Genomic DNA, 20,760 nt, shown 5'->3' with positions numbered 1-20,760 from the left:
GGGTGGCCGAAAGGGGACGTCCCCCTCTCCGGAGGACGGCCCCGCGGTGACCGGCCGGTGATCTCCGACCGATGAGTTTCCCGCCGGGGCGGGAGTTCTACCGGCATCAGCACACCGATGAACGGACGTGATCCCATGACCGGCACCTCGGCCTACGCGACGGTCAACGGCCTGGAGATGTACTACGAGCTGCACGGCGCCGACAGCGGGAAACGGCCCCTGGTGCTGCTGCACGGCGGGGTGCTCACGATCGGCCTGTCCTTCGGGGCCGTCCTGCCGGCCCTCGCGGCCACGCGCCGGGTCGTGGCTCCCGAGTTGCAGGGCCACGGCCACACGGCCGACATCGAGCGGGAGATGAGTGTGCCGGACCTCGCCTCGGACGTGGTCGCCCTGCTGGACGAGCTGGGCATCGACCGGGCGGATTTCCTGGGCTTCAGCCTCGGCGGCCTGACCGCCCTCGACGTGGGCGTGCGCCACCCCGAGCGTGTGGGACGACTGGTTCTCGCCGCCACCCACTACCGGCAGGACGGCTACTACGAGGAGGTACGGGACCCGGAGTACGCCTCGCCGCGGCTGCCGAGTCAGGCCGACTTCCAGGAGATGGCCTACGCCTACGCGGCCGTCGCGCCGGACCCCGGGCACTTCGCCGACTTCATGGCCAAGTGCGGGACGGCGGCGCACGCCCCGCTGCCCTGGACCGCGGACGACCTGCGCGCTCTGGCCGCACCCACGCTCCTGGTGCTCCGCGACACGGATTTCCTGCGCGTCGAGCACGCCGCCGAGATGCGCGACCTGATCCCCGACGCCCGGCTGGCGGTGCTCCCGGACACCACCCACATGGCGCTCATGCGCCGCACGGAGCTGCTGCTGCCGATGCTGGAGGAGTTCCTCGGCTGAGGGCTCGCGGGCGAGGTGGGGCCGCCGGTCAGAACACCGACAGGCCGGTCAGGGTCGTGAACCGGTCGAGCGCGGCCACGCCCGCCACCGAGTTGCCCCGCTCGTCCAGGCCCGGACTCCACACGCACAGGGTGCAGCGGCCGGGTACGACCGCGATGATGCCGCCGCCCACTCCGCTCTTGCCGGGCAGGCCCACGCGGTAGGCGAAGTCGCCGGCCGCGTCGTACGTTCCGCAGGTCAGCATGATGGCGTTGATCTGCTTGGCCTGGCTGCGGGTGAGCAGGCGGGTGCCGTCGGCGCGGATGCCGTGCCGGGCGAGGAAGCTCGTGGCGAGTGCCAGGTCGGCGCAGGACGCGGCGATCGAGCACTGCCGGAAGTACTGCTCCAGGAGCGTCGGCACGGGGTTGTCGATGTTGCCGTAGGACGCCATGAAGTGGCCGAGAGCGGCGTTGCGGTCGCCGTGGGCGGTCTCGGACGCGGCGACCTCCTGGTCGAAGCTCAGGCCGGGGTTGCCGCTCTCCGCCCTCAGGAACGCCAGCAGTTCACCCGACGCGTCCCCGGTGCGGGTGTGCAGCCGGTCGGTGACGACGAGGGCGCCCGCGTTGATGAACGGGTTGCGCGGGATGCCGTTCTCGTACTCCAGCTGGACGAGGGAGTTGAAGGGGTTGCCGGAGGGCTCGCGGCCCACGTGCTCCCACAGGGCGTCGCCCTCGCGGGCCAGGTCGAGGGCGAGGGTGAACACCTTGGTGAGGGACTGCGCGGAGAACGGCTGCCGCCAGTCCCCCACCCCGTACACGGTGCCGTCCGGCTCGGCGACTGCCATGCCGAAGCTGCGCGGGTCGCAGGCGGCGAGCGCCGGGATGTAGTCGGCGGGCCGGCCGCGCCCGGGGGTCCGCTCGATCTCCTCGGCGATGCGCTCCAGGACCGGCTGGAAGGTCGTCGACAACGTCATGATCGGTATTGTCCCTCCGCCGGTCCCGGTGCGCTCCGGCAGGTCAGGCCGGGGCCTGGCCGCTGCCGGCGAGGACCTCGGGGCGCAGCAGGCCGGCGAGGGTCTCGGCGGGGAGCAGGCCCTTCTCCAGGACGAGTTCGGCCACGCCCCGGCCGGTGGCGAGGGCCTCCTTGGCGATGTCGGTGGCGGCCGTGTAGCCGATGTGCGGGTTGAGGGCGGTGACCAGGCCGATGGAGTTCTCCACGCTCGCCCGCAGTGCCTCGGTGTTGGCGGTGATGCCGGACACGCACCGCTCGGCCAGGGTCAGGCAGGCGCTCTGCAGATGCGTGATGGACTCCGACAGGGAGTGCAGGATGATCGGCTCGAAGGCGTTGAGCTGGAGCTGCCCGGCCTCGGCGGCCATGGTGATGGTGACGTCGTTGCCGATGACCTCGAAGGCGACCTGGTTGACGACCTCGGGTATGACCGGGTTGACCTTGCCGGGCATGATGGACGAACCGGCCTGCACCGGCGGCAGGTTGATCTCGCCGAGGCCGGCGCGCGGGCCGGAGGACAGCAGCCGCAGGTCGTTGCAGCTCTTGGACAGCTTGACCGCGATGCGCTTGAGCACCCCGGACATCTGGACGAAGGCGCCGCAGTCCTGGGTCGCCTCGACCAGGTTGGCCGCCGTCACCAGAGGCAGTCCGGTGATGGCCGCGAGGTGGCGGCGGGCCGCTTCGGCGTACCCGGCGGGGGCGTTGAGGCCGGTGCCGATCGCGGTCGCGCCCAGGTTGATCTCGTGGATCAGCTGGACGGCCTCGGCGAGACGCGACCGGTCCTCGTCCAGCATGACGGCATAGGCGGAGAACTCCTGGCCCAGCGTCATGGGCACCGCGTCCTGCAGCTGCGTACGGCCCATCTTGAGCACCTCGCGGAACTCGACGGCCTTGTGGGCGAACGTGTCCTGCAGGACGGACATGGCGTCGAGCAGCCCGCGCACCGCGAACACCGTCGCGATCTTGACGGCGGTGGGGTAGACGTCGTTGGTGGACTGGCCGAGGTTGACGTCCTCGTTCGGGTGCAGGAACCCGTACTCGCCCTTGGCGTGGCCCATCAGTTCCAGCGCCCGGTTCGCCACGACCTCGTTGGCGTTCATGTTGGTGGAGGTGCCGGCGCCGCCCTGCACGACGTCCACGACGAACTGGTCGTGCAGCTTGCCGTCGCGGATCTCACGGCAGGCCTCGACGATGGCCGCGGCCTTCTTCGCCTCCAGCAGGCCGAGTTCCTCGTTGGCGAGGGCGGCGGCCTCCTTGACGGCGGCCAGGGCGTCGATCAGGTGCGGGTAGGCGGAGATGGGCATGCCCGTGATGGGGAAGTTCTCCGTGGCCCGCAGGGTGTGCACACCCCAGTACGCCTCGGCGGGAACGTCACGGTCACCGAGCAGATCGTGCTCGGAGCGGGTGGCGGCGGTCATGACGGTGAGGGTCCTCTTTCTGAGGGAATTGAGGGTGGACACGCGCCCCGTCAGGGGCGCGGGGAACTGCGCGACCGGCCACATGCGCCGGGCAGCCGCCGGACGGCGGAATCCGGCACGTCGTCAGGCGCGGGCAGCACCGGCGACCGGCTGCAGCGAGCGAACGGGCCGCACACGCCCGACCTCCCGCCCACCGCCCAGCAGCGGCTCACCCGCGAACTCGGCGAGCAGCTCCGGGTCGACGCCCGCCCGGGCCAGCGCGGCGGCAGCCACCGGCACCCGCGCCCGGTTCGCGCCGTCGGCGATCTTCACGGCGACGGCCCGGCCGTCGGGCAGGGCGGCGACCTGGACGCCCTCGAAGCCGTCCTTGGTGAGGAGCCCCGGCACGGCCCGCATCAGCGCGGCGACGTCCCGGCCGGAGCCGGAGGCCATCTCGGCGTGTTCGCGCATCGCGTCGGCGACCCGGGCCTCGGGCGTGCCCGGCGCGGCGGCGGTGATCCGGGCGGCGGCCCGGGCCAGACCGTGCAGGGAGAGGGAGAACAGGGGCGCGCCGCAGCCGTCGACGGTGACGCCGGCGATGCGCTGCCCGGTGAGGTCCTCGACGATCTCGGCGATGGCCTGCTGCAACGGGTGGCCGGGGTCGAGGTAGTCCTCCAGGGGCCAGCCGTTGAGGGTGCAGGTGTAGAGCATGGCCGCGTGCTTGCCGGAGCAGTTCTGGGCGAGCCGTGAGGGCAGTCGGCCCTCTCGCACCCAGGCGTCCCGGACGACCGGGTCGAACGGCAGGTCCGGGACGTTGCGCAGGTGGTCCTCGGTGAGCCCGGCGAGTTCGAGGATGCGCCGGGCCCCGGCGAGGTGGCGTTCCTCGCCGGAGTGGCTGGCGGCCGTCAGCGACAGCAGCTCGCCGTCGAGCGGCAGCCCGGCCCGGGCCATGGCCACGGCCTGCACGGGTTTGATCGCGGAGCGGGGGTAGAAGGCGGCCTCGATGTCTCCGATCTGGAGCCGGACCTCCCCGTCGGCGTCGAGGACGACGACGGAGCCGTAGTGGATGCCTTCGACGATTCCGCCGCGGACGAGGTGGGCGACGGGAGCGTGGAGGGGTTCACGGACAAGGGGTGCGTCCGCGAGAGAACTGCTGAACATCACTGCCTGTTTCTCGGGGAGCGACGCGTTCCTCACGCGTCGGCTCCGGTGGTGGACTTGCGTGCGATACGGCCGCGGATGCCGAACCATCCGACGACCAGGGCTCCGACGATCAGCGGCAGGCACAGCACGGTGGTGCGGCCCGCGCCGCCGTCGGCGTACATGAGGACCAGGACGGAGGCGAGGAACGCCAGCGTCACGATCTCGGTCCAGGGGGAGCCCGGGAGCCGGTAGCCCGGGCGGGTCAGCTCGCCCTTCTGGGTCTTCTGCCAGAAGAGGAGGTGACAGATCATGATCATGCCCCAGGTGGCGAGGATGCCGATCGCGGCGAAGTTCAGCACGATCTCGAACGCCTCGGCGGGCACGACGAAGTTGAGGCCGACGCCCAGCACGCAGATGCCGCTGGTGAGCAGGATGCCGCCGTAGGGGACCTGGCTGCGGCTCATCACGGAGGTGAACCCGGGCGCGGATCCGGACATGGCCATGGAGCGCAGGATGCGGCCGGTGGAGTAGAGGCCGGAGTTGAGGGAGGACATGGCGGCGGTGAGGACGACGAGGTTCATCACGCCGCCGGCCGCCGGGATGCCGATGTTGGACAGCACCGTCACGAAGGGGCTCTCGCCGGCGGTGTACTTGTTCCACGGGAGCAGCATCGACAGCAGCACGACCGAGCCGACGTAGAAGACGCCGACGCGCCACATGATCGAGTTGATCGCCTTCGGCATGATCTTCTCGGGGTTCTCGGTCTCGCCGGCCGCGACGCCGACCAGTTCGACGGAGGCGTAGGCGAAGACGACGCCCTGGATGATCAGCAGCATGGGCAGCAGGCCGTGCGGGAAGACGCCGCCGCTGTCGCCTATGAGGGACGGGCCGGGGGTGTGGCCGTCGACGGGGTGCTGGGTGACCAGCAGGAAGATGCCGATGCACATGAAGACGACGAGCGCGCCGACCTTGATGATCGCGAACCAGAACTCCAGCTCCCCGAAGATCTTCACCGAGATCAGGTTCACCGTGAGCACCACGGCCAGCGCGATCAGCGCGATCACCCACTGCGGGATGTCGGAGAACATGCCCCAGTAGTGGGTGTAGGTGGCGACGGCGGTGATGTCGGCGATGCCGGTCGTCGCCCAGTTGAGGAAGTACATCCAGCCGGCGGTGTAGGCGCCCTTCTCCCCCATGAACTCGCGGGCGTAGGAGACGAACGCGCCGGAGGAGGGCCGGTACAGCACCAGTTCGCCGAGGGCGCGCACGACGAGGAAGGCGAAGAGGCCGCAGACCGCGTAGGCGATGAAGAGCGACGGGCCGGCGTCGGCGAGACGGCCGCCCGCGCCGAGGAACAGGCCGGTGCCGATGGCTCCGCCGATGGCGATCATGTTGACGTGCCGGGACTTCAGGGACTTGCTGTAGCCCGCGTCTCCGGCATCGACATGGATGGAACGTTTCTGCACATCGTCGTGCAGGGACTGCTCGCTCACGCCTCGGTTCCGCCTTCCGTGGAGGTGTCCGTGCGCGAGGAGCGCACGATGTCGGTGAGGGTGGTTTCGACGCGGTCGAGGTGGTGGGCCATGGCCTCCACCGCGTCGGTTTCGGAACCGTCGGTCAGGGCCTCGACGATCGCCCGGTGCTCGCGGTTGGACTGCTCGCGGCGGCCGCCCAGTTCGTTGAGGAAGGCGGACTGGCGGGCCAGCGCGTCCCGGATCTCCTCGATGACCCGGCGGAAGACCGGGTTCTGGGCGGCCTCGGCCACGGCGAGATGGAACAGCGTGTCCATGGCGACCCACGCGGTGGTGTCCGTCTCCCGCTCCATCCGGTCCAGGAGGTGGGCCAGGTGGTCGAGGTTCTCGGGGGTGCGGCGCCGGGCCGCGTACCCGGCGACCGGGATCTCGACGTGGCGGCGCACCTCCAGCAGGTCGCTGGCCGCGTAGTCGCCGAAGGTGGGGTCCTCGACGGTGCTGGCGACGACGAAGGTGCCCTTGCCGGTCCGGGACACGGTCAGACCCATGGTCTGCAGTGCCCGCAGCGCCTCGCGCAGTACCGGCCGCGAGACCTCGAGGGTGCGGCACAGTTCCGCCTCGGAGGGGAGCTTGTCGCCGATGGCGTACTCGCCCCGCTCGATGGCGCCACGCAAGTACGCCAGCACCGCTTCCATGGCACTGACGCGACGCACAGGCTGTCCGGCTGTCCGGCTGTCTGACAGGTTCACGGGGGAGATACTCCGGGCGACGGGAGGTGGCTGTCAAGGGGGTGCCCGAAAGGGGCGCGGGGAACGGCGCGACCGGCCCCCACGGCTCCGCAGACGGACGACCGCGCCCCCGGCGGAACGCTCAGCTGCTGAGCACACCGGCTCCGAGCAGGCCGAACAGCAGCACACCCACGACGATCCGGTAGATCACGAAGGCGTTGAAGGAGTGCTTGGCGACGAACTTGAGCAGCCAGGCGATGGAGGCGTACGCCACGACGAAGGAGACGACCGTGCCGACGGCCAGCGGCGCCGCGCCCACCCCGGTGCCCAGGGCGTCCTTGAGCTCGTAGAGGCCCGCGCCGGTCAGCGCGGGGATGCCGAGGAAGAAGGAGAGCCGGGTGGCGGCGACGCGGTCCAGGTCGAGGATCAGCGCGGTGGACATGGTCGCGCCGGAGCGGGAGAAGCCGGGGAAGAGCAGGGCGAGGATCTGGGAGCTGCCGACCAGCATCGCGTCCTTGAAGGAGGTGTCGTCCTCGCCGCGCTTGTGCCGGCCCATCTGGTCCGCCGCCCACATCACGCCGCTGCCGACGATCAGCGAGCCGGCGACCACCCACAGCGAGGCGAGCGGGCCCTCGATGAGCGGCTTGGCGGCGAGTCCGACGGCGACGATCGGGATCGTCGCGCAGATGACCCACCAGGCGAACTTGTAGTCGTGGTGGTACCGCTCCTCGCGGTCGCGCAGGCCCCTCCCCCAGGCGGAGACGATCCGCACGATGTCCTTGAAGAAGTACACGAGCACCGCGGCGATCGCGCCGACCTGGATGACGGCCGAGAACCCGACCACGGCGTCGTCGTCGACGGGGATGCCCATGAGCCCCTCGACGATCTTCAGATGCCCGGTGGAGGAGACGGGCAGGAACTCGGTGACCCCCTCGACGGCTCCGAGGACGAGGGCCTGACCGACGCTGATGACGCTCATGGGATCCAGTTCTGCTCGGGGCGGTAGCGGAGGGGACCGTCTTACTACACCCGGACGAGAACGGAGCTCATGGACGCGTCTCACATACGCGTCAGCGCCGCCCCCGCGAAAGCCGCGGCAAGTCCGGCCGCCACGGTGACGCCGACGTTGTGCGCGGCCTGGAGACGAGCCCCGGTCTCCGCCAGCCGCAGCGTCTCGTAGGAGAACGTCGAGTAGGTCGTCAGGGCCCCGCACAGGCCGGTGCCGAGCAGCAGCTGGAGGTGGGTGGCGGCTCCGGTGAGCAGGCCGAGGATCAGCGAGCCGGTGACGTTGACCGTGAAGGTGCCCCAGGGGAAGACCGAGTCGTGGCGCGCCTGGACCGCCCGGTCGGTGAAGTAGCGCAGTGGGGCGCCCACCATCGCGCCGCAGACGACCAGCAGCCAGTTCACGACGACTTCTTACCCTTCGCGTCCGCTGTGCCGGGATCGTCTCCGCGTCCGGCGTACCGGATCACCTCGCAGTCGTCGAGGGTCACGAGCCCCTCGGTGACGATGTCGTCGAGTTGCGGAAGGAAGGCGCGCACGCGCGGTTCGGTGTCGACGATCACCACGGCGACCGGCAGGTCCTCGCTCAGGGAGAGCAACCGCGAGGTGTGGATCAGGGAGGAGGCGCCGAAGCCCTCGATGCCGCGAAAGACGCTGGCGCCCGCGAGGCCCGCCGCGTGGGCCCGGTGGACGATCTCCGAGTAGAGGGGCTTGTGGTGCCAGGTGTCGTTCTCACCGATGAAGACGGTCAGGCGCAGGGCCCTGCCGGTCAGCCTCGTCATCGTCGCCTGCCTTTCAGGACGCGGCGGGTCGTCCCGGCCGCGAGCCACACCGCCGTGAGCGCCGCGAGCGGGGTCGCGGCGAGATAGGCCAGGCCGGGGCCGGCCTGGCCGGCGTCGAGGAGTCTTCGGATGTCGACGGCGTACGTCGAGAAGGTGGTGAAGCCGCCGAGGACGCCGGTGCCGAAGAAGGGGCGGACGAGGGGGTGTGCGGTGCGGACCTCGGTGATGATCACCATGAACACGCCGATCACGGCGCAGCCGGCGATGTTGACCCAGAGGGTCGTCCAGGGAAAGCCGCCCGCGGGAGTGGGCCACCAGAGGGAGGCGGCATAGCGGGCGGTCGCCCCCGCTCCCCCGCCGAGTGCCACGACGGCGACGACGGGCGCCTGGGTGCGCCAGGAAGCCTGTCGCGGGGTGGAGGCCCGCATGCGGAGGCTCTCGGGGGATGTCATGGGAATGTGTCTCCTACTCGCCGGGAGCCCGGGGTCGTGCGGGCGCGTGCCGTCGCAAGTAGGGACCGTTGGCGGCGTCCTTGCCGCGGTTCGGGTACGGCGGGCCCCACCGCCGCGCCGCGACAGGGGTCGCGGCCGGAGTTCAGATTAACCCCGGGGACGGGGTGGGGTCACTCGGAGGCGGGCGGGCAGATCACTTCGGAGGCGAGATGCGCAGGTCACTTCGGCGCGGGCGGCGCAGGCGGGCAGATCACTTCGGAAGCGAGAGGTGCAAGGCCGCTTCGGCGCGGGCGGCGCAGGTCGCTTGGGTGCGGACGATGCAGCTCACATCGGAGCGGGCGATGCAGGCCACTTCGGAGGCGAGAGGTGCAGGTCACTTCGGCGCGGGCGGCGCAGGTCGCTTCGGAGCGGACGATGCAGGTCACTTCGGGGCTGGTGGCTCGCAGACCGCCACGCCTCGTTCCCAGATGCTGCCGAGGACCAGGTGCCCGCCCGCTTCGCAGACGCTCGTGGGCATCCGGTAGCCGGAGCGGCGGCGGGCGAGGTGGTGGACGACGCGCCCCTCGTCGTCGAAGGCCTGGAGGGCGATCGTGCCGGTGGGCCGGAACGGGGCGCGTACGGCCAGGCGCGCGGCGGCGGCCCGGACACCGGGCGCGCCGCGGTGGAGCAGGTCGAGGGCCGGGACACGGGGCCCGGCGAGCGCGACCCAGATCGGTCCCCCGGGCGCGCCGCGCCAGAGGTTGTCGGGCATGCCCGGGAGGTTCTCTGCGAACGGTTCGCTCCGCCCGGCCCGCGGCCCGGTGAGCCAGTGGCGCTGGAGCCGGCAGGCGCCGGTCTCGGCGACGACGAGGAAGGACTCGTCCGCGCCGACGGCGACCCCGTTGGCGAACTGCAGGCCGTCCAGCACCACCTCGGGTGCGTCAGCGCCGGGGGCGAGCCGCAGCAGCCGTCCCGTCCCGGTGTGTTCGACGATGTCGCCGATCCAGTGCTCCAGGGGGTACCGACGGCTGGAGACGGTGAAGTAGACGCTTCCGTCGGAGAGGGACACGACGTTGCTGCAGAACCGCAGCGGCTCTCCCGCCAACGAGTCGGCGAGGATCCGGACCGTGCCGTCGCCGGTGCCGACCCGCAGCAGTCCGCGTTCGGCGTCGCACACCAACAGGTCGCCGTCGGGGAGGAGTTCGAGTCCGAGCGGCCGGCCACCGGTCTCGGCGAGCACCTCGACGCGGGCCGCGACCGGATCGGCGAGGGCGTCCAGCCGCAGGATGCGGCCGTCCGCCACGCCGGTGAGGACGCGGCCGCGCGGGTCGGCGACCACGTCCTCGGGGCCGGGGCCCACCGCGATGTAGTGGCGGGGGACCAGTGCCGTGGGACGGTCCATTGCGCGTGTGTCCTTCACCATCGGGGGCGATACGGAGGTACCGGGTCACCTACCAGCCCTTCTCAAACATCCGGGCGACCTCGGCCATCCGCATGTCGTCGCGGTGGTAGCGCACACGACCCGCGGACCTGCTGGTGCGCAGCATGCCGGTGGCCTCCAGCAGCCGGAGGTGGGTGACGGCGACCGGGCGCGGTATCGAGAACCGCTCGGCGACGGCGTCCGCGGTGACACCGTCCGCCGAGGGACCCGGCTCCTTCAGCCAGGCCAGGATGCGCAGCCGCGTCTCGTCCGTGGGAGTCCTCAGCATGTCGTGCCCCTGCCTCGCGGCTTCGCCCTCTCACCGCGCCTTCCCACTGTCTCGCAGTCGACGCCGCCCTGTCCGGCGCTCGGCGTCGTTGTCCGATACCGAACCGCCGTATCCAAGGGCGGAGTTCGAATGGGCAGGTGAAGGGAGGGAGGGGCCCGGAAGACAGGCCCCTCCCCCGGGCTCAGCGGTGCCGGAACCAGGACATCGACGACAGGGCCCGGTCGTCGTATCCGAACAGCGCCTGGTTCTCCCAGGCGTTGCCGGAGGCCGCGTCGGTCGGGTCCCAGCCGTTGCCGCCCACCGCGGTCCAGGTCGCCTCCCAGTAGAAGAGGCCCAGGCCCCGGCCGTTCGGGACGGCCTCCACGATGCTCGTCATGTCGTTCATCCACCGCGTCTGGCCGGCCACGCTCGCCGGGTAGCCGGAGACCAGCTCGTCCGCGGTGTTGATGATGTTCTCGTGGGCGTCCTCGCTGTCGAGGCGGAACGGGTAGGCGGTCTCGGCGACGAAGACCGGCTTGCCGTGGCGGGTGGCCGCGTCGTCGAGGGTCGTCTGGAAGTCGGCCAGGGTGCCGTGCCAGTAGCCGTAGAAGGACAGGCCGATCGCGTCGAACCTCACGCCGTGGGAGCGTGCGCTGTCGAACCACCAGCGGGTGCCCTCCAGGTCACCGCCCTCGGCGAGGTGCAGGGCCACTGCCGTGGAGGAGCTGACCGCCTTGACCGCGTCGTAGCCGGAGTTGAGCAGACCGGCCAGCTGCGTCCAGTTGGAGGTGGACCCCTCGTTCCACAGCATGCCGCCGTTGATCTCGTTGCCGACCTGGACCATGTCGGCGGTGGTGCCCTGCTCCTTCAGGGCGTTGAGCACGTCGTACGTGTGGTGGTACACGTCCGTCTTGAGTTGGCCGTACGAGTGTCCGGCCCAGGCGGCGGGCTTGTCCTGGCGTCCGGGGTCGGCCCAGAAGTCCGAGTAGTGGAAGTCGACCAGCAGCTTCATGCCCTGCGCCTTGACGCGCTTGGCCGTGGCCAGGACACGGGCCTTGTCGTTGTAGCCGTCGGCCGGGTTCACCCAGACCTTGAGGCGGGCGTAGTTCATGCCGTTGGACTTGAGGACGGCCAGGGGGTCGGCGACGGTCCCCGAGCCGTTGCGGTAGACACCGCCCTTGGCCTCGCTCTTGGCCAGCGACGAGATGTCGGCCCCCTTGATCGGCGTACCGGACGTGCCGGGGGTGAAGGTCAGGTCGTCGACGTTGATCCAGTTGCCGGCGTTCGCGTCGCTGTTGACGCTGATCGTGCACTGGCTGCCGGTCACCCTGACCGGCACGACGATCCGGATCCACCCGCCGGCCGAGACCGGCAGGTCGGTGCGCTGCTCGGTTCCGCCGCAGTTCCTCAGCGCCAGGTAGGCGGACTTCTGCCCGCCTCCGGAGCGCACCCAGGCGGTGAGCAGGTAGTTCCCGTCGGTGAGTCCGGACAGGTACTGGTACGTCTCTACCTTGTAGGCCGACGCGGACCAGTGGCTGAGGCGGTAGCTGCCGCCGTGGCCGCCGGACTCGGTGAACGAGGCGCCGGTGTCGCCGTACTCGGACCAGCCGCTCGGGGTCGCGGCGCCCGCGCCGCCGGCCTCGAAACCGCCGTTGGTCAGCGTGCTCGCGGCGTGTGCCGGGGTGGCGGGCAGGGCGGTGAGGGCGAGGCCCGCGGTGAGCGGGAGCAGCAGGGCCCTGAGGGTCCGTCTGGGATGGAACATCGTCGTCCGTCGTCCCTTCGACGTGGGGGTTGGGGAGTGCCGGGGAGTGCCTCGCTCGCGGAGGAGGCGGGTGTGGTCCCTCCGCCCGCGGCTCGTGGCTCGCGCGGGCGGAGGGAGTCGGTTCAGCCGTCGAGCCGGACGACCCGGACGGCTCCGGCCGGGACCGCCAGGCGTCCGGCGGCGCGGTCTCCTGTCAGCAGTTCGGTGCCGGGGACCTCCAGTGGCACCTTGGTGTCCGAGCCGGTGTGGTTGAGGGCGAACAGGTAGGTGCCCGACGCGCCGGTGCGGCGGACGACTTCGACGTCCCGGGGCAGGTCGGTGCGCGGGGCGAGCCGCGCGTCCTCGCCCGCCAAGCCGAGCAGCGCGTCGAGGCCGTCGGCGGCGAGCCGGGTGGAGACGTACCAGGCGGTGCCCTCGCCGAGGCGGTGCCGGGTGACGGCGGGCAGACCGGCGGTGAGACCGTCGGCGTAGGTCAGGACGGTCTCGGCGCCGCGCGGCACCACGAACTCCGTCCACACGTCGGCGGTCAGTTCGCTCCCGTCGGGGCCCGTGACGCGCACCCGTTCGCCGGGCAGCAGCGGGGAGAACTCTTCGACGGTGAGACCGAGGACATCCCGCAGCGGGCCCGGGTAGGCGCCCTCGTGGACGGCGTCGTGCTCGTCGACGATGCCGGAGAAGTACGACACGACGAGCGTGCCGCCGTTCTCGACGTACGCCGTGAGGTTGCGTCCTGCCGCCTCCGTCATCAGGTACAGGGCCGGTACGACGACAAGGGGATATCTCGACAAGTCGGCTTCCGGGTGGGCGAAGTCGACGGTGAGGTGACGGTCGTAGAGGACCTCGTAGAAGGCATCGGCGCGCTCACGGGCCTCGTGGTCGATGCTGGGACGCCAGTCCAGGTTCTGCGCCCACCAGGAGTGCCAGTCCCACAGCACGGCCACGTCGGCCTCGGTGCGGGTGCCGCGGATCTCGCTCAACGCATCGACGGAGGCCCCGAGTTCGACGACCTCGCGCCATACACGGGTGTCGGTGCCGCCGTGCGGGACCATCGCCGAGTGGAACTTCTCGGCGCCGCGCCGGGACTGGCGCCACTGGAAGAACAGGGCGCCCTCGGAGCCGCGCGCCACATGGGCGAGGGAGTTGCGGGCCATCTGGCCGGGAGCCTTGGCCGGGTTGCGGGGCTGCCAGTTGACGCCCGAGGTGGAGTGCTCCAGCAGCAGCCAGGGGGCGCCGCCCGCGACGGACCGGGTGAGGTCCGCGGCCATCGCCAGGTTGACGTGGGTGCGGCGGCCGTCGGTGATCAGGTAGTGGTCGTTGGTGACGAGGTCGACCTCGCGGCCCCAGGCCCAGTAGTCGACGGAGTCGCACTGGCTCAGCGCCGTCATGAAGTTGGTGGTGACCGGGACGCCCGGCGAGAGGCGGTGCAGGATGTCCCGCTCCGCGACGAAGTTCTCGCGCATGGTGGCGTCGGCGAACCGCTTGTAGTCGAGCGCCTGGCCGGGGTTGACGGCCGCGGGGGTGAGCCGGGGCGGGCTGATGTCCTCGAAGCCGCCGTAGCGCTGGCCCCAGAAGGCCGTGCCCCAGGCCTCGTTGACCGCGTCGACGGTGCCGTACGTGGTCTCCAGCCAGCGGCGGAAGTGGGCGGCGCAGGACTCGCAGTAGCAGGCGGAGACGGGGACGCCGTACTCGTTGTGGACGTGCCACATCGCCAGCGCCGGGTGGTCGCCGTAGCGCTCGGCGAGTTTCCGCGTGATGGAGGCCGCGGCCCGGCGGTAGTCGGCGTTGCTGTGGCAGATGGCCGCCCGGGAGCCGAAGGCGTAGCGCACGCCCTCGGCGGTCACCGGCAGCGCTTCGGGGTGGGCCCGGTAGAACCAGACGGGCGGTACGACGGTGGGGGTGCCGAGGTCGACGCGGACGCCGTGCTCGTGCAGCAGGTCCAGGAGCCGGTCCAGCCAGCCGAAGTCGTAACGGCCGGGTGAGGGTTCCAGCAGCGCCCAGGAGAAGATCCCGACGCTCACCATCGTGACGCCGGCCTCCCGCATGAGCCGGACGTCCTCCTGCCAGACGCCCTCCGGCCACTGCTCGGGGTTGTAGTCCCCACCGAAGGCGAGCCTGGTGAGGCCCCTGGGGGTGGTCTCCGGCATGGAAGGTCTCCCGGTCGATCGATCAATTGGGAACGTGCACACACAGCGGCGGCGCCGCGAAGCCCAACATAACCGCACAGCAACAACCATTGACAAGGGTCCGGGATGTTTCTCTACTGTGAACGCTCACAGAAGCATGGCAGGTTCTCGCAGCAGGCGAGGACCCCAGGTCAGGGGAGAGATCCATGCCGTACACGAAGCGCCGCCGCCTCGTGAGAACCGCCGTCGCCGTCGCCCTCGGCGCCACCACTCTCGCCGCCTGCGGCACGGAGTCCTCGGACAGTGGGACCGAGTCGGGTCCGGCGTCGCTGACGTACTGGACCTGGACGCCCGGCATGGACAAGGTCGTGGACCTGTGGAACAAGGGGCCGGGCAAGAAGGACCGGATCACCGTCACGGTGAAGAAGCAGGCCTCCGGTGACACGCTCGTCACCAAGATCCTCACCGCGCACAAGGCGGGCAAGGCCCCCGACCTCGTACAGGCGGAGTACCAGGCGCTGCCCACACTGGTCAGCAACGACGCGCTCGCCGACATAGCGGAGAACGTGGGCGAGGTGAAGGACGAGTTCGCCGACGGAGTCTGGCAGCAGACGACGCTCGGCACCGACGCGGTCTACGCGGTCCCGCAGGACATCGGGCCGATGATGTTCTACTACCGCGAGGACCTCTTCAAGCAGTACGGCCTCACGGTGCCGACGACCTGGGACGAGTTCGCGGAGACCGCCCGCAAGCTGAAGAAGGCGGCCCCCGGCAAGGACCTCACCACCTTCTCCGCCAACGACTCCGGACTCTTCGCGGGCCTCGCCCAGCAGGCCGGTGCCAAGTGGTGGACCACCTCCGGCGACCAGTGGAAGGTCGCCATCGACGACGCGGCGACGCAGAAGGTCGCGAAGTTCTGGGGCGGCCTGGTCAAGGAGGGTGCCATCGACAACCAGCCGATGTACACCCCGGCCTGGAACAAGGCGCTCAACACCGGCAAGCAGATCGCCTGGGTCAGCGCCGTGTGGGCACCGGGCACGCTCACCACCGCCGCTCCCGACACCAAGGGCAAGTGGGCCATGGCCCCGCTCCCCCAGTGGTCCGCGAGCGAGAACAGCACCGGCAGCTGGGGTGGCTCCTCCACCGCCGTGACCACCGACTCCGAGCACCGGGCCGCCGCCGCGAAGTTCGCCGCCTGGCTGAACACCGACAGCGACGCCCTGAACGCGCTGGCCAAGGAGAGCGGCATCTACCCGGCCGCCAGCAACGCCCAGATCAGCGGCGCCTTCCTCAAGCCGCCCGCCTACTTCTCCAACCAGGCCGACTTCTACTCCAAGGCCGCCGACATCGCGGAGACCACCGCACCGTCCGCCTGGGGCCCGAACGTGAACGTCGCCTACACCACCTTCAAGGACGCCTTCGGCGCCGCCGCGAAGAACAAGTCCGACTTCGGCGCCGCTCTGAAGAAGATGCAGGACGACACCGTCGCCGACATGAAGAAGCAGGGCTTCGGGGTCGCTCGGTGAAAAGCACGGCACGCCGGCGGGTGTACGGGGTGAAGGGCGCCCCGTACGCCCACCCGTCACCCCCCACCACCCTCAGACGAGCGCGAAGCGCCCCCTATCTCTTCCTTGTCCCCGCGACGGTCCTGTTCGCGCTGTTCTTCGCCCTGCCCATCGGCTACGCGCTCTGGCTCAGCTTCCGCAAGGTGAAGGTGTCCGGCCTGGGCCTCGGCTCCGGCGCCCGCAAGGAGGTCTGGGCCGGCCTGGAGAACTACACCGACGCCCTCTCCGACAGCGAGCTGCTCAACGGCACCCTGCGCGTGCTCGGCTACGGGTGCATCGTCGTGCCCGTCATGCTCGGCCTGGCCCTGCTGTTCGCGCTGATGCTCGACTCGGACAAGGTGCGGCTCGCTCCCTTCACCCGGCTCGCGATCTTCCTGCCGTACGCCATCCCCGGTGTGGTGGCCGCCCTGCTGTGGGGTTTCCTCTATCTGCCGGACGTCAGCCCCTTCTACTTCGTGCTCGGCAAGCTCGGGATGCCGCAGCCGGACCTGCTGGACGGCGGGCCGCTGTATCTGGCCCTGTCGAACATCGCGGTGTGGGGCGGCACCGGCTTCAACATGATCGTCATCTACACCTCGCTCCAGGCGATCCCCGCGGAGGTGTACGAGGCCGCGAAGCTGGACGGCGCCACACCGCTGCAGATCGCGCTGCGGATCAAGATCCCGATGGTGGCGCCCTCGCTGGTGCTGACCTTCTTCTTCTCGATCATCGCGACGATCCAGGTCTTCAACGAGCCGACCACCCTCAAACCGCTCACCAACTCCGTGTCCACCACGTGGAGCCCGCTGATGAAGGTGTACCGGGACGCCTTCGGTGAGGGAGACATCCACGGGGCCGCGGCGCAGGCCGTGATCATCGCCTTCGCCACGCTCCTTCTCTCCTTCGGCTTCCTGCGGGCCGCGAACCGTCGTCAGAAGCAGGAGACCGCCCGATGAGCTCCCTCGCCGTCCCCCAGGCCGAGCCGAGGGCGGACAGCAGGCCCGGCACCGCCCAGGACCGCCGCCCTCCGCTGCGCCGCCGGATCTCCCTGATCCCCACGGTCACCCTGCTGCTGGGTGCGCTCTACTGCCTGCTTCCGGTCGCCTGGGTGGTCATCGCAGCCACCAAGTCCGGGCGTGAGCTGTTCTCGACGTTCACCTTCCTGCCGGGCACGGGCTTCGCCGCCAACGTCCGGGAGCTGAGCGCCTACCGTGACGGCGTCTATTGGCAGTGGATGGGCAACTCCGCGCTCTACGCCGGTCTCGGGGCCCTGCTGTCGACGTGTGTGTCGGCCTGCAGCGGCTACGCGCTGGCGGTCTACCGCTTCCGCGGCCGCGAGACGATCTTCAACGTGCTGCTCGCGGGTGTGCTGATGCCGCCGGTGATCCTGGCCATCCCGCAGTACCTGCTGCTGGCGAAGGCCGACCTCACCGACTCGTACCTGTCCGTCCTGCTGCCGCAGGTCCTCTTCCCGTACGGCGTCTACCTCGCGCGCATCTACGCCGCCGCCGCGGTGCCCGCCGACGTGGTCGAGGCGGGGCGGATGGACGGGGCGAGCGAATGGCGGATCTTCACGCGGATCGCGCTGCCGATGATGATCCCCGGGATGGTGACGGTGTTCCTGTTCCAGTTCGTGGCGATCTGGAACAACTTCCTGCTCCCGTACATCATGCTCAGCGACGACGAGAGGTTCCCGATCACGCTCGGTCTGTTCACGTTGCTGGAACAGGGCGCGAACACCCCGGCGCTGTACACCCTGGTGATCACGGGCGCGTTCCTCGCGGTGCTCCCGCTGGTCGCCCTCTTCCTGGTCATCCAGCGCTTCTGGAGTCTGGATCTGCTCTCCGGAGCCGTAAAGTCATGACCATGAACGGTGCGGGAGGCAGGCGCAGGCCGCCCACGATCCACGACGTGGCGCGCGAGGCGGGGGTCTCACGCGGCACCGTCTCGCGCGTGCTCAACGGCGGCCACTACGTCAGCCCGGCCGCCCAGGAGGCGGTCAACGCGGCCATCCGCAGAACGGGTTACGTGGTCAACCGGCACGCCCGCTCCCTGATCACCGGGCGGTCCGACTCGATCGGCTTCCTGCTCACCGAGCCGCAGGAGCGGTTCTTCGAGGACCCCAACTTCAACGTCCTGCTGCGCGGCTGCACCCAGGCGCTCGCGGCGCACGACATCCCGCTGCTGCTGATGCTGGCGGGCACCGACGACGAACGGCGCCGCATCACGCGGTACATCACCGCCGGGCACGTCGACGGGGTGCTGCTCGTCTCCAGCCACTCCGGCGACCCCGTGGCGGAGCGACTGCGCGAGGCGGGGGTGCCGCTGGTCGCGTGCGGGAAGCCGATCGGGCTGGCCTCCAAGGTGAGTTACGTGGCCGCCGACGACCGCGACGGGGCCCGCGACATGGTGCGCCACCTGCTGTCGCTCGGGCGGCGCAGGGTGGGCACGGTGACCGGGCCGCTGGACACACCCGGCGGTGTCGAGCGCCTCGCCGGTTACGAAGAGGTGCTGGCGGAGGCGGGCCTGGAGTTCGACGAGCGGCTGGTCGTCTCCGGTGACTACAGCAGGGCGAGCGGCGAGGCGGGAGCCGAGCGGCTGCTGGCGCAGGCCCCGGACATCGACGCGGTGTTCGTGGCCTCCGACCTCATGGCGCAGGGGGCGCTCACGGCACTGCGGCGGGCCGGGCGGCGGGTGCCGCAGGACGTGGCGCTCGGCGGCTTCGACGATTCGCCGGCGGCCGTGGCCTCCAGTCCCGGGCTGACGACCATCCGGCAGCCCTGGGACCGCATCAGCAACGAGATGGTGCGGGTGTTGCTCGCGCAGATCGGGGGCGAGGATCCGGCGGCGGTGATCCTGCCGACGGAGCTGGTGAAGCGGGAGTCCGCGTAGGGACCCTCGGGCGTGATCCATGCACGGTCATTGAACCCTGCACCGGTGTTACCGTTCCCCTATGGCGGCGAGAACGGCTGGTGGACAGCTCGAGGAACGGTGGCGGGACATCCTTTCCGCTCACGCGCGCACGATGTGCGAGATCGACCGGGCGTTGCATCCGCACGGTCTCGGCGCCTCCGACTTCGAGGTCCTGGACATCCTCGCGACCGCGGCGCCCGAGGAGGGCGAGCAGTGCCGGGTGCAGAACCTCGTGGGGCGGGTCCATCTCAGCCAGAGCGCGCTGTCCCGGCTGATCGCCCGACTGGAGAAGGACGGTCTGGTGACGCGGTCGGTGTGCGCGGAGGACCGGCGGGGCGTATGGGTCGCCCTCACGCCCAAGGGCCGTGACCTGCACGCGCAGGTGCTGCCGCTGCAGCGGGCGGCGCTGACCCGGGCGCTGGGCGAAACAACCCCACCGCGCGACCGATAGCCCTGGACGCGGGGCGCATGGCCGACCGCGAGGCGGACAGAGCCCGACGGCGGGCGCATGCCCGACCACGGGACGGACACACCCCGACGCCGGGAAGGGGACAACCTCACCGCGGGACGGACAGAACCCGACACGGGGACGCATGACCGACCCCGAGGCGGACAGAACCCGACGGCGAGCGCATGCCCGACCACGGGACCGACACACCCCCACGCCGGGAAGGGGACAACCCCACCGCGGGACGGACAGAACCCGACACGGGGACGCATGACCGACCCCGAGGCGGACAGAACCCGACGGCGAGCGCATGCCCGACCACGGGACCGACACACCCCCACGCCGGGCGGGACAGCCCCACCGCGGGACCGACACACCCCCACGCCGGGCGGGACAGCCCCACCGCGGGACCGACACACCCCCACGCCGGGCGGGACAGCCCCACCGCGGGACGGACACACCCCCACGCCGGGCGGGACAGCCCCACCGACTGGCAGGCCGGAGCGTCACGCTTCCACGGGGGTGTCCTGTCGCAGCAGGTCCCGCACCGCCTCGACCGCGGCCGCGACGGTCGCCGGGTCCGCCCCGGAGCGGGCGAGGGCGCTCATCGGTATGGGGGTGACCGGGGGCAGTGACGGACAGGCGGTGAGCCCGTCGGGGGCGGAGCCGACCGCCGCGAGCAGGGCCACGCCCTGACCGGTGCGGGCGATGTCGAGGACGCCCGCGAGATAGCCGGCGTCCCCCACCACCTGGGCGGGCACGCCGTGCGCGGCGAGCGTCGCGATGGCCCGGCGGCGGATCGCGCAGGGGTCCTCGACGGCGATCAGCGGCACGGGGGCCGGATCGGGTGGCGGCTGCCAGCCGGGCACCGCGTACCAGGTCAGCGGCAGGCCGCCGACGGGGGTTCCCTCGGTGGCCGCGGCCTCGGTGACGTAGACGGCGATGTCGACGCCGCCGCGGTCCACGGCCTCGACGAGTCGGGCGGAGCGGTCGATGCGGTAGCGGACCCGGCAGCCGGGGCGCACGTCCTGGACGGCGGCGGTCAGCCGGGGCAGGAACTGGTCGGCGGCGTGCTCGGTCGCGCCGATGGTGACCGTGCCGGTGTCGCCGTCGAGCAGGGAGCGCACGGCTTCGTCGTGCACCGCGAGGATGCGCCGGGCCTGTTCCAGCAGCCGGTGGCCGTCCGCGGTGAAGCGCATGCCGCGCCCCTCACGCTCGACGACCGGCCGCCCCAGGATCTTCTCCAGCTTGCGCACGTGCTGGCTCACCGCCGACTGGCTCAGTGCCAGCGCCCGGGCGGCACGGTGGAAGCCGCCGCAGTCGGCCACGGCGGTCAGACTGCGCAGGGCGTCTAGAGCGTGTCTCTTTGGTGGGCTCATCAGTTGATCTGATGTGCCTGTCCGATTAGTGATCACTGATGCGATGTGGGACCGGATCGAGCCG

The 20,760-nt window shown here is 71.0% G+C and carries 20 protein-coding genes; 6 read left to right on the top strand and 14 right to left on the bottom strand.

The features are described from left to right. The first annotated feature begins 135 nt into the window (after nt 1-135). Nucleotides 136-897, top strand: coding sequence for an alpha/beta fold hydrolase (locus tag ACZ7EG_RS39030; RefSeq protein ID WP_471089454.1), 762 nt, complete (start codon nt 136-138; stop codon nt 895-897). A gap of 28 nt (nt 898-925) precedes the next feature. Here ACZ7EG_RS39030 and ACZ7EG_RS39025 read toward each other — a convergent pair whose 3' ends face one another. The 13 genes from ACZ7EG_RS39025 to ACZ7EG_RS38965 form a co-directional block, all read right to left on the bottom strand. Further along, complete coding sequence (locus ACZ7EG_RS39025; protein WP_471089452.1) at nt 926-1,849, bottom strand: glutaminase; 924 nt, start codon at nt 1,847-1,849, stop codon at nt 926-928. Between the two features lie 43 nt (nt 1,850-1,892). Beyond that, on the bottom strand, nt 1,893-3,302 hold the full coding sequence (gene aspA, locus ACZ7EG_RS39020; protein ID WP_471089450.1) for an aspartate ammonia-lyase: 1,410 nt from the start codon (nt 3,300-3,302) through the stop codon (nt 1,893-1,895). 123 nt (nt 3,303-3,425) lie between these two features. Further along, nucleotides 3,426-4,442: an asparaginase gene (locus ACZ7EG_RS39015; RefSeq protein ID WP_471089448.1), complete on the bottom strand. Its 1,017-nt coding sequence runs from the start codon at nt 4,440-4,442 to the stop codon at nt 3,426-3,428. Between the two features lie 32 nt (nt 4,443-4,474). Next, nucleotides 4,475-5,917 carry an amino acid permease gene (locus ACZ7EG_RS39010; protein ID WP_471089446.1) on the bottom strand — a complete coding sequence of 481 codons (1,443 nt, stop codon included), beginning with the start codon at nt 5,915-5,917 and terminating at the stop codon, nt 4,475-4,477. Continuing rightward, nucleotides 5,914-6,591 (bottom strand): FadR/GntR family transcriptional regulator, encoded by a 678-nt coding sequence (locus ACZ7EG_RS39005; RefSeq protein ID WP_471089444.1) that lies wholly within the window; start codon nt 6,589-6,591, stop codon nt 5,914-5,916. The genes ACZ7EG_RS39010 and ACZ7EG_RS39005 overlap by 4 nt, the downstream gene beginning before the upstream one ends. A gap of 175 nt (nt 6,592-6,766) precedes the next feature. Further along, nucleotides 6,767-7,603 (bottom strand): undecaprenyl-diphosphate phosphatase, encoded by an 837-nt coding sequence (locus tag ACZ7EG_RS39000; RefSeq protein WP_471089442.1) that lies wholly within the window; start codon nt 7,601-7,603, stop codon nt 6,767-6,769. 80 nt (nt 7,604-7,683) lie between these two features. Beyond that, complete coding sequence (crcB, locus tag ACZ7EG_RS38995; protein ID WP_471089440.1) at nt 7,684-8,031, bottom strand: fluoride efflux transporter CrcB; 348 nt, start codon at nt 8,029-8,031, stop codon at nt 7,684-7,686. Continuing rightward, the gene (locus tag ACZ7EG_RS38990) at nt 8,028-8,408 is read right to left on the bottom strand and encodes a DUF190 domain-containing protein (RefSeq protein ID WP_471089438.1); all 381 of its coding nucleotides are present in this window, start codon (nt 8,406-8,408) and stop codon (nt 8,028-8,030) included. Before ACZ7EG_RS38990 ends, crcB (ACZ7EG_RS38995) begins: the two co-directional genes overlap by 4 nt. Further along, nucleotides 8,405-8,860, bottom strand: coding sequence for a fluoride efflux transporter CrcB (crcB, locus tag ACZ7EG_RS38985; protein ID WP_471089436.1), 456 nt, complete (start codon nt 8,858-8,860; stop codon nt 8,405-8,407). The genes ACZ7EG_RS38990 and crcB (ACZ7EG_RS38985) overlap by 4 nt, the downstream gene beginning before the upstream one ends. A 421-nt stretch (nt 8,861-9,281) precedes the next feature. Then, nucleotides 9,282-10,241, bottom strand: coding sequence for an SMP-30/gluconolactonase/LRE family protein (locus ACZ7EG_RS38980; protein ID WP_471089434.1), 960 nt, complete (start codon nt 10,239-10,241; stop codon nt 9,282-9,284). Between the two features lie 49 nt (nt 10,242-10,290). Continuing rightward, nucleotides 10,291-10,548 carry an ArsR/SmtB family transcription factor gene (locus tag ACZ7EG_RS38975; protein ID WP_471089432.1) on the bottom strand — a complete coding sequence of 86 codons (258 nt, stop codon included), beginning with the start codon at nt 10,546-10,548 and terminating at the stop codon, nt 10,291-10,293. A gap of 181 nt (nt 10,549-10,729) precedes the next feature. Continuing rightward, nucleotides 10,730-12,289 carry a glycoside hydrolase family 53 protein gene (locus tag ACZ7EG_RS38970; protein ID WP_471089429.1) on the bottom strand — a complete coding sequence of 520 codons (1,560 nt, stop codon included), beginning with the start codon at nt 12,287-12,289 and terminating at the stop codon, nt 10,730-10,732. Nucleotides 12,290-12,411: 122 nt separating this feature from the next. After that, the gene (locus tag ACZ7EG_RS38965) at nt 12,412-14,433 is read right to left on the bottom strand and encodes a beta-galactosidase (protein ID WP_471089427.1); all 2,022 of its coding nucleotides are present in this window, start codon (nt 14,431-14,433) and stop codon (nt 12,412-12,414) included. A gap of 185 nt (nt 14,434-14,618) precedes the next feature. Between ACZ7EG_RS38965 and ACZ7EG_RS38960 the strand changes: the two genes are divergently transcribed. From ACZ7EG_RS38960 to ACZ7EG_RS38940, 5 genes are all read left to right on the top strand, one after another. Beyond that, on the top strand, nt 14,619-15,938 hold the full coding sequence (locus ACZ7EG_RS38960; protein WP_471089425.1) for an ABC transporter substrate-binding protein: 1,320 nt from the start codon (nt 14,619-14,621) through the stop codon (nt 15,936-15,938). Next, on the top strand, nt 15,935-16,912 hold the full coding sequence (locus tag ACZ7EG_RS38955; protein ID WP_471089423.1) for a carbohydrate ABC transporter permease: 978 nt from the start codon (nt 15,935-15,937) through the stop codon (nt 16,910-16,912). The genes ACZ7EG_RS38960 and ACZ7EG_RS38955 overlap by 4 nt, the downstream gene beginning before the upstream one ends. Then, a complete protein-coding gene (locus tag ACZ7EG_RS38950) occupies nt 16,909-17,820 on the top strand; it encodes a carbohydrate ABC transporter permease (protein ID WP_471089421.1) in 912 nt (303 codons plus the stop codon). The genes ACZ7EG_RS38955 and ACZ7EG_RS38950 overlap by 4 nt, the downstream gene beginning before the upstream one ends. Continuing rightward, entirely contained in the window at nt 17,817-18,848 is a 1,032-nt protein-coding gene (locus tag ACZ7EG_RS38945) for a LacI family DNA-binding transcriptional regulator (RefSeq protein ID WP_471089420.1), read from the top strand. The genes ACZ7EG_RS38950 and ACZ7EG_RS38945 overlap by 4 nt, the downstream gene beginning before the upstream one ends. A gap of 61 nt (nt 18,849-18,909) precedes the next feature. Next, complete coding sequence (locus ACZ7EG_RS38940; RefSeq protein ID WP_471089418.1) at nt 18,910-19,320, top strand: MarR family winged helix-turn-helix transcriptional regulator; 411 nt, start codon at nt 18,910-18,912, stop codon at nt 19,318-19,320. 503 nt (nt 19,321-19,823) lie between these two features. On the opposite strand, the gene ACZ7EG_RS38935 is transcribed toward ACZ7EG_RS38940, so the two are convergent. Then, the gene (locus ACZ7EG_RS38935; RefSeq protein WP_471089416.1) at nt 19,824-20,696 is read right to left on the bottom strand and encodes a LysR family transcriptional regulator; all 873 of its coding nucleotides are present in this window, start codon (nt 20,694-20,696) and stop codon (nt 19,824-19,826) included. Nucleotides 20,697-20,760: the final 64 nt, after the last annotated feature.

The organism is Streptomyces sp. NPDC037100 (genome assembly GCF_055606225.1).
This window is presented reverse-complemented; position numbering and strand designations above follow the sequence as displayed.